Source organism: Streptomyces sp. SID14478 (genome assembly GCF_010548525.1).
Lineage (GTDB): Bacteria > Actinomycetota > Actinomycetes > Streptomycetales > Streptomycetaceae > Streptomyces.
The window spans coordinates 1-638 of record NZ_JAAGMG010001054.1; the positions used below are offsets into that span (position 1 = coordinate 1).

At 74.3% G+C, this 638-nt stretch carries 1 pseudogene; it reads right to left on the minus strand.

The features are described 5' to 3' along the window. Positions 1 to 317 (minus strand): annotated as a pseudogene (locus G3I40_RS33900) (GNAT family N-acetyltransferase); the annotation flags it as partial. Positions 318 to 638: the final 321 nt, after the last annotated feature.

A 638-nucleotide genomic window follows, 5' to 3' on the forward strand; every position in this document is an offset into this window, starting at 1 on the left:
CCGTGCCCGTGGCCGCGGTGCGCCGGGTGCACGACCAGCTCGGCGGCCGGGGCCTCGACCGGGTCGGTGTCCTCCAGCTGCGCGTAGCCGATCAGCTCCGCGCCGGCGGTCAGCAGCAGGTGCCGGATCCCCTCCCGGGCGCCGCCCCGCAGCTGCAGCCGGCCCTGCTCCGACACGGCCTGCTGCCCGTCGGTGCGGGCGGCGTCGGCCAGCAGTGCGAGCACGGCTGCGGACTGCTCGGCGGACAGGTCGGACAGGGTGTCGATGCGGCGGCCCGAAGCGGCCGGATCGCTGGTGGGGGCGGGGTCCGTGGTCATGGATACGAGGGTACGGCGCGGGCCGCGCGAGACCGCGGCAGTGGTAGCGGCAACCTGCTCGTAACCGGCAACCCCCTGTTGCGCTACGCGCGTTGACCCTAGGCTGCCCCGCAGTCACGAGTCGTGCGTGGCGTCGTGCGTCACGAGTCGTGCATCGCGGCTCGTGCGTCACGCGTCACGAGTCGTGAGCCATGCGTCATCCGTCACAGCCGTCGCACCGCACCCAGGGGGATACATGCCCGCACAGTCACACAGGCCGGGCCGTCGCCTGAGAGCCGCGCTCGCCGCGGCCGCCACGCTCGCCACCGCAGGCGCGCTGAT